Origin of the sequence: Thiocystis minor (assembly GCF_016653465.1) — a bacterium.
In the GTDB taxonomy this organism is placed as follows: domain Bacteria; phylum Pseudomonadota; class Gammaproteobacteria; order Chromatiales; family Chromatiaceae; genus Chromatium; species Chromatium minus.
This window is the reverse complement of sequence record NZ_NHSQ01000055.1, coordinates 1-6,781: the sequence shown is the minus strand read 5'-3', so window position 1 is coordinate 6,781 and position 6,781 is coordinate 1. Positions and strand designations below refer to the sequence as shown.

Annotated in this window: 8 protein-coding genes; 7 read left to right on the top strand and 1 reads right to left on the bottom strand. The window is 62.3% G+C overall.

Features of this window, described 5'->3' with window-relative positions; genetic code table 11:
• Positions 1 to 495: 495 nt before the first annotated feature.
• From rfbB to rfbD, 4 genes are all read left to right on the top strand, one after another.
• Positions 496 to 1,554, top strand: a complete 1,059-nt coding sequence (rfbB, locus tag CCR95_RS06125) for a dTDP-glucose 4,6-dehydratase (RefSeq protein WP_201092788.1) — start codon at positions 496 to 498, stop codon at positions 1,552 to 1,554.
• A gap of 138 nt (positions 1,555 to 1,692) precedes the next feature.
• Positions 1,693 to 2,574, top strand: coding sequence for a glucose-1-phosphate thymidylyltransferase RfbA (gene rfbA, locus CCR95_RS06120; RefSeq protein WP_201092789.1), 882 nt, complete (start codon positions 1,693 to 1,695; stop codon positions 2,572 to 2,574).
• On the top strand, positions 2,571 to 3,137 hold the full coding sequence (gene rfbC / locus CCR95_RS06115) for a dTDP-4-dehydrorhamnose 3,5-epimerase (RefSeq protein WP_201092787.1): 567 nt from the start codon (positions 2,571 to 2,573) through the stop codon (positions 3,135 to 3,137). The genes rfbA and rfbC overlap by 4 nt, the downstream gene beginning before the upstream one ends.
• Positions 3,134 to 4,045 carry a dTDP-4-dehydrorhamnose reductase gene (gene rfbD, locus CCR95_RS06110; protein ID WP_201092785.1) on the top strand — a complete coding sequence of 304 codons (912 nt, stop codon included), beginning with the start codon at positions 3,134 to 3,136 and terminating at the stop codon, positions 4,043 to 4,045. The genes rfbC and rfbD overlap by 4 nt, the downstream gene beginning before the upstream one ends.
• Before the next feature lie 40 nt (positions 4,046 to 4,085).
• Here the strand turns inward: rfbD and CCR95_RS06105 are convergent, their stop codons facing one another.
• On the bottom strand, positions 4,086 to 5,036 hold the full coding sequence (locus CCR95_RS06105; protein WP_201092783.1) for a PCP reductase family protein: 951 nt from the start codon (positions 5,034 to 5,036) through the stop codon (positions 4,086 to 4,088).
• A 229-nt stretch (positions 5,037 to 5,265) separates the two neighbouring features.
• Between CCR95_RS06105 and CCR95_RS06100 the strand changes: the two genes are divergently transcribed.
• From CCR95_RS06100 to CCR95_RS06090, 3 genes are all read left to right on the top strand, one after another.
• Positions 5,266 to 5,586: a hypothetical protein gene (locus tag CCR95_RS06100; RefSeq protein ID WP_201092781.1), complete on the top strand. Its 321-nt coding sequence runs from the start codon at positions 5,266 to 5,268 to the stop codon at positions 5,584 to 5,586.
• Between the two features lie 90 nt (positions 5,587 to 5,676).
• Positions 5,677 to 6,231, top strand: coding sequence for a hypothetical protein (locus tag CCR95_RS06095; protein WP_201092780.1), 555 nt, complete (start codon positions 5,677 to 5,679; stop codon positions 6,229 to 6,231).
• Positions 6,167 to 6,535 (top strand): transposase, encoded by a 369-nt coding sequence (locus tag CCR95_RS06090; protein ID WP_201092779.1) that lies wholly within the window; start codon positions 6,167 to 6,169, stop codon positions 6,533 to 6,535. The genes CCR95_RS06095 and CCR95_RS06090 overlap by 65 nt, the downstream gene beginning before the upstream one ends.
• The last annotated feature ends 246 nt before the right edge of the window (positions 6,536 to 6,781 follow it).

Below are 6,781 nucleotides of genomic sequence, written 5' to 3'. Positions count from 1 at the left end.
ATCGCGGCGCGCGTCGCCCAGAGCGATCCCGCGAAATTCGTCTTCTGCCCAGCCCATGCGATCCCCAATGAACGTGAATGCTCAAACCTATTTTACCCGCACACGGGGAGTTGTGTGTAATGGGATGGCCTGAAGGGGGTGACGAGTTCGCGCGGTCCGATTTCCATTGGGATTCCCTCGGGCGTCGACGCGGGTTCGATACCGAGCCTGGCACTCGCCGGTCACGAGTATGCTGTTTTCGACAAAAGTATTTTTGCATCGAATCACGGATTGAATCAATTGGTCAGCTTTGGCGCCGTCTGGCGAACGATTGTCGTCAGGGATCGCATCTGGCTGGACGGGGTTGGCGAAGGTACAATCGAGCGTTGGAAAACGCTCGAACATTTACATACCGGATAACCGCCGCCAGCGGCGACATCGATCGGTTCTGGCCAGGCCGATTTCGAATGACGATGGTCACGCCTGGCGCGGTTTAGAAGGTCATCGGGAGAAGATATGCGTACCCTACTGGTCACCGGCGGCGCGGGTTTCATCGGCGGCAACTTCGTCCATTTCATCCTGGACGAGACCGACGCCCGCGTGGTCAATCTGGATCTTCTGACCTATGCCGGCAACCTGGACACCCTGGCGGCCCTGCAAGGCAATCCGCGCCATGTCTTCGTGCAGGGCGATATCGGCGATGCGGCGTTGGTCGGCCGGCTGCTTCAAGAGTACGAGGTTGACGCGGTGGTGAATTTTGCCGCCGAGAGTCATGTTGATCGCTCGATCGACGGCCCGGCGGAATTCGTCAACACCAATGTACTCGGCACCTTCCATCTGCTCGACCGCGCTCGCGCCCATTGGTCCAATCTCAGCGGCCCCGCTCGGGATGAATTTCGCTTTTTGCATGTCTCCACCGATGAGGTTTACGGCTCGCTGGGCGCGACCGGGCTTTTCACCGAGACCACGCCCTATGCGCCGAACTCGCCCTATTCGGCAAGCAAGGCAGCCTCGGATCATCTAGTGCGCGCCTGGTTCCATACCTACGGTCTGCCGGTGCTCACGACCAATTGCTCCAACAACTATGGTCCCTATCAGTTCCCCGAGAAACTGATCCCGCTGATGATCCTCAAGGCGCAACGCGGCGAGCCGCTGCCGATCTACGGGGACGGCGGTAATATCCGCGACTGGCTGTTCGTCCTAGATCACTGCCGGGCCATCTGGCGGGTGCTGGAGGCGGGTGTACCGGGAGAAGTCTATAACGTTGGCGGCAACAGCGAGCGGACCAATCTCGACGTGGTCGATACTCTCTGCGCGCTGCTCGACGAACTGCTGCCCGATTCGTCTCATCGTCCCCATACACAGCTTAAGCGCTTCGTCGCCGACCGCCCCGGACATGATCGCCGCTATGCGATCGACGCCAGCAAGCTCAAGCGCGAACTTGGCTGGCAGCCCGCCGAGACCTTCGAGTCCGGGATGCGACGCACCGTCGGCTGGTATCTGGACCATCCGGATTGGTGCGGTCGAGTGACGGATGGCAGTTATCGCGGCGAGCGACTCGGGGCGGGGGCATGATGGCACAGTTGGCAGTTGGCAGTTGGCAGTTGGCAGTTGGCAGTAAAAATTGTGGTTCAAACTGGCGCTATGTCAAAGTCGAAGTCGGACACCTGATATCTGACACCTTGAAATTTCACAATGAACAATATGAATCGCATTGATCGCAAAGGCATCATCCTGGCCGGCGGCTCGGGAACCCGACTCTATCCGCTGACGCGCACCATCAGCAAGCAACTGCTGCCGATCTACGACAAGCCGATGATCTACTATCCGCTCTCCACGCTGATGTTGGCGGGGATTCGCGAGATTCTGATCATCTCCACTCCGCAGGATCTGCCGATGTTCAGATCCCTGCTTGGCGATGGCTCTCAGTGGGGGCTGGCACTAAGTTACGCCGAGCAACCCGATCCGGGCGGTCTGGCGCAGGCATTCCTCATCGGCAAGGACTTTGTCGGCGACTCGCCATCCTGTCTGATCCTGGGGGACAACATCTTTTACGGTCACGGTTTGGTCGAGCAACTCAAGGCCGCGAGCGCGCGCGAACGGGGCGCGACGGTCTTCGGTTACTACGTCTCCGACCCGCAGCGTTACGGCGTGGCCGAATTCGATGCCGACGGTAAAGTGGTGCATCTGGAAGAGAAGCCGCGCGACCCCAAATCCAACTGGGCGGTGACCGGTCTCTATTTCTACGACGGCAAGGCGTGCGAGCTGGCCGCGACGCTCGTGTCCTCGCCGCGCGGCGAGCTGGAAATCACCGACCTCAACAACTGCTATCTCCGCCACGGTGAACTCTCCCTGACCCGCATCGGGCGCGGCACCGCCTGGCTCGATACCGGCACCCACGAATCGCTGATGCAGGCCGGTCAGTTCATCGAGACTATCGAGAAACGTCAGGGTCTCAAGATCTGCTGTCCGGAAGAGATCGCCTATTTTAACGGCTGGATCGACGACGGCCAGTTGCGCGCCATGGGCGAGGAGTTGAGAAAGAGCGGTTACGGCGAATATCTGCTGGGTCTGCTGCAACGGGGTCGGATATGAAGGTTATCGAGACCGCACTGCCGGGGGCGCTCATCATCGAGCCCAAGGTCTGGGGTGACGAGCGGGGCTATTTCCTGGAGACCTATCGGACCGACCGCTATGCCGAGTACGGCATTCCGTCCCCGATGGTCCAGGACAATCAATCCTTCTCGCGCAAGGGCGTGCTGCGCGGTCTGCATGTCCAGCATCCGCGGGCGCAGGGCAAGCTGGTGCAGGTTTTTGCCGGCGAGGTCTTCGACGTGGCGGTGGATATTCGTCGCGGCTCCCCCACCTTCGGACAATGGGTCGGCGTCACCCTGTCGGGCGAGAACAAACGCCAGTTCTGGGTGCCGCCCGGATTCGCCCATGGTTTCCTGGTGACCGGCGACAGCGCGCTCTTCGTCTACAAGAACACCGATTATTACAGCCCGGAAACCGAATTCAGCGTGCGCTGGGATGACCCGGACATCGGCATCGACTGGCCGTTGGACGGAACCCCGGAACTCTCGCGCAAAGACATCGATGCGGCGCTCCTGAAGGACATCCCGGTGGAACGCCTGCCCGGCTACGAGGATTACACATGACCCAACATGCCATGGCCGGACATCGGCCGCGTATTCTGCTGATCGGTGCCAACGGCCAGGTCGGCTGGGAACTCTGCCGGACGCTTGCCGGGCTCGGCGAGGTGATCGCGGCCTCCATCGAGGGCGATCATGGCCCATTCATCGACCTCATGGACGCGGCCTCGCTGGCGCATCTGGTCCATGATACCAAGCCCGATGCCGTCGTCAACGCCGCTGCCTATACCGCCGTCGACAAGGCCGAGATCGATCGGGAAACGGCCCAGCGCATCAATGCCGACGCGGTCGGCGAGCTGGGCGCCCTGCTGGCCGCGCGGGGTGTCCCGATCATTCACTATTCGACCGATTTCGTCTTTTCGGGCACCCTGGACCGTCCCTACACCGAGGATGACGTTCCCGATCCGCTGAATGTTTATGGCGAGACCAAACTCGGCGGCGAGCGCGCCCTGTTGGAATCGGGCGCGAAGTCGCTGATCTTCCGCACCAGTTGGGTCTATGGCGCGCGCGGGGCAAATTTCCTGCTGACCATGCTGCGCCTGTTTCGCGAGCGCGACGAACTGCGCGTGGTCGACGATCAGATCGGCTCGCCTACTTGGAGCCGGATGCTGGCCGAAATGACCGCGCTGGTGCTCTATCGGGTGCTGCGTGGCGAACTGGATCTGGAGCAGGTGGGCGGGCTCTACAATCTCACCGGCTCCGGACAGGTAAGCTGGTACGGTTTCGCCAGCGCCATCCTGGAATCGAGCGGGCTGGATTCCAACCTGATCCCCATTCCGACCTCGGAATATCCGGCCCCGGCCAAGCGACCCATGTATTCGGTCCTGGATAACAGCCGTTTCCGGAAGACCTTCGGACTGATCATGCCGGATTGGCGGCTCTCGCTCGATCAGTGTCTGGAACAGTTGAAATGACGCTCGATTCCGGTGTCGCTTCAGTCGGATGACACATCGTCTACAATTCCATGTTCCCGCGATATTTCTTTTCGCAGCGCAGGACGAGTTCCAGCGTGACGGTGAGAATTCCTTCCTTGACCGCTTCCTTCTCGATGATGCGTCGGATGATCGGCCGCAGGAAGGCCGGCGCCTCGTGCACCCGTTCCTGGGCGTTTGCGTGCCAGCTCACCCCAAGCTTCTTGTTGACCCAGCTCCCCGGCGTGGGCAGCGGCTCGATGGCGTCGGCGATCGACAGCCCCGGATCGCCCCCGAACGCGGCCTCGGCGAACACGTTGGACATCCCCTGCCCGAAGGCGCGGGTAAAGACCGGGAAGGCCGGATCGTTGCGGAAGAGCACCTTTTTCAACGCCAGCACCGCGTCGCCACGCGCCTTCATGGATACCGCGTCCTCGTCGCGCGCGGCGGGTTCGAGATAGGCCGCGCGCCAGGTCTCGACAACGGCCGCGAAGGCTGGGAGAAAACGCTCGGGTTCCAGCGGCTTGAGCGGGCAGTACAAAAGGTGGGGCGAGGTGACCGGACGCAGCCACTCGACCTCGGCGTCGGGGAGTTCCAGCGCCGTCCGCTGCGTCTGCGCCACCGCGCCGAAAGGGGCCATGTCCAGCGTCGCGGAGCAGGGCGCGAGATCCAGGATGAGCAGCGTCCGCGCCGGCGGCATGCCGCCAATGTGTAGCAGAAAGGAGGGAATCGCGTACTCCAGGCGTGGGTAGGCGAAAATCACCAGACCGCCCCGGCCCGGCTTGAGGGTGTACTGATGAATCATCACCCGATCGAGCTTCTCGCCATGGTAGATGCGGGAGCGGGCCAGAATCCGCGTCTCGGCGGCCTGTCGATGGCTGCTGTATTCGGTGAAATTGTCGCGTTCCAGACAACCCTGCAAACGGTCGAGGAACAGCGCCTCGAAGCGGTCCCACAGCGACGCTTCGGCGTCTGGCGTTCTATCGTCGGGCATCCCGTCTTCCATCCTCGCGCTTGAATGCGGGGACTATAGCGACGCGCCGGTTGCTTGGCAAAGCGGGCGCGGGCTCCTACCTCATTGTCGTTGTCGAATCGAATAACGACAACGACAACGAAAGCAAGAACGGCTACAGCGCGCCGGGGTATTCACCCCATAGGCGCCAACATAGCCGGCAGCCCTTGCAAATCCGTGGAAAGCCGCGGCTTGTTGCGATTTTGCCGCCATGTCCCACGCACCCCAGCCCGTCGATCTTGCGTTTGAAGATTTTCTGAAGGAACTGCCACCCGAGTACGCGACGATGGCGCATGCGTTCAAGGCGTTCGCGCGCCCGCGCAAACTCAAGACGCCGGCGCAATTGCGACAAGTGGTGATGCTGTCTTGCGGGCTCGACCAAGCCCTGCGAACGACCGCCGGGAGCTTCACGCTGCTGGAGGAACGCATCACCGAGACCGCGATCCGCCAGCGTTTGCGCGCGTGCGGACCCTGGCTGAAGGCGTTGCTGCACACGATGTTACCCGTGACGGAGACCCCATTGACCGCGTGACGGTTGCTGATCGTCGATGGCTCGTCGCGGCAAGGACCGGGTGCCGAAGGAACGGATGACCGGGTCCATTTGGCACTGGATTTAACCCAGATGACCGTGCATGCGGTGGACGTCACCCGGGTCGATGGCGGGGAAAGCCTGAAGCGGTCTCCCTGGCAGGCCGGCGACATCGTGCTGGTGGACCGGGGCGACAATCAACCACGCGTGATTCTCGACCTGTCCGCCCGTGACGTCGGGGTGAGCGTGCGCTTGAACCCAACGGCGATGCCCCTATTTGCACGTTCACTCGACGCGGACGCGTTCGATCCCACCGCCACGCGGTTCGATGTCGCGGCGCATTTGCGCGCCCAATCCGGCGACATGGTGAGTCTCCCAGTGTGGCTGCGCGCGCCGGAGGCGAGCGGACCGGGTTGGCTGCACGCCGTGCGTCTCCCGCCCGAGGCGGCGGAGGCGGCCCGCCGGCGTTGCCGACAAGCCGCCCAGCGCAAGGGACGAACCCCGCGCGAGGCCACGCTGTTTCTGGCCGGCTGGGTGATGGTGTTCACCACCGTGCCCCCCAGACGTTGGATGGCCCACGGTCTTGGCGCTCTACCGCTGCCGCTGGCAAGTCGAGCTGGCGTTCAAGCGCCTCAAGACCCTGCTTGACCTCGATGCCTTGCGCACCCCGCAAAACAGCCGCTTGGGCGAGGTCTGGATCCGGGGGAAATGGCTCTATGCACTGGTGATTGAGCGACGCGCCCAGCGTCACACCACGGGCGGTTTCGACCCGCTGGACCGGCCCCGTCGGTTGACCCCGTGGCGGCGGCTGGTGATCGTTCGTCAAGCGGTCGATCGCTGGATCCTCGATGTGCAACGCCGGCGAGACGATCGCTGGGATGCCTGCCGCGACGTGCTCAAAGAGCGTCCACGCCGCCGCCGTGTTTATGCCGACCGAAAATTGACCATTTAGAGAGGCGTTGGTGCATAAACCTGCCGAAAGCGTCTAATCTAGCGGTGGTTTCAGCGAAGAGCATCCCCAGACATGTCATCGACCGTTCCCGACAGTGGCGTAGACGTCTCTCCCAAGACAGCGAAATACCGCGTCACCAACTGGTCGGAGTATGACCGGGCACTGGTGGCCCGCGGGGACATCACCTTCTGGTTCGATCAGGAAGCGATCACCCAGCGCTGGACGCCGGCGCCAACGGGCAAACGC

What these genes read in the sequence shown, in the direction of transcription:
- rfbB (WP_201092788.1), top strand. Translation starts at nt 496, where the DNA reads ATGCGTACCCTACTGGTCACCGGCGGCGCGGGTTTCATCGGCGGCAAC.
- rfbC (WP_201092787.1), top strand. Translation starts at nt 2,571, where the DNA reads ATGAAGGTTATCGAGACCGCACTGCCGGGGGCGCTCATCATCGAGCCC.
- rfbD (WP_201092785.1), top strand. Translation starts at nt 3,134, where the DNA reads ATGACCCAACATGCCATGGCCGGACATCGGCCGCGTATTCTGCTGATC.
- CCR95_RS06105 (WP_201092783.1), bottom strand. Translation starts at nt 5,036, where the DNA reads ATGCCCGACGATAGAACGCCAGACGCCGAAGCGTCGCTGTGGGACCGC.
- CCR95_RS06100 (WP_201092781.1), top strand. Translation starts at nt 5,266, where the DNA reads ATGTCCCACGCACCCCAGCCCGTCGATCTTGCGTTTGAAGATTTTCTG.
- CCR95_RS06095 (WP_201092780.1), top strand. Translation starts at nt 5,677, where the DNA reads ATGACCGTGCATGCGGTGGACGTCACCCGGGTCGATGGCGGGGAAAGC.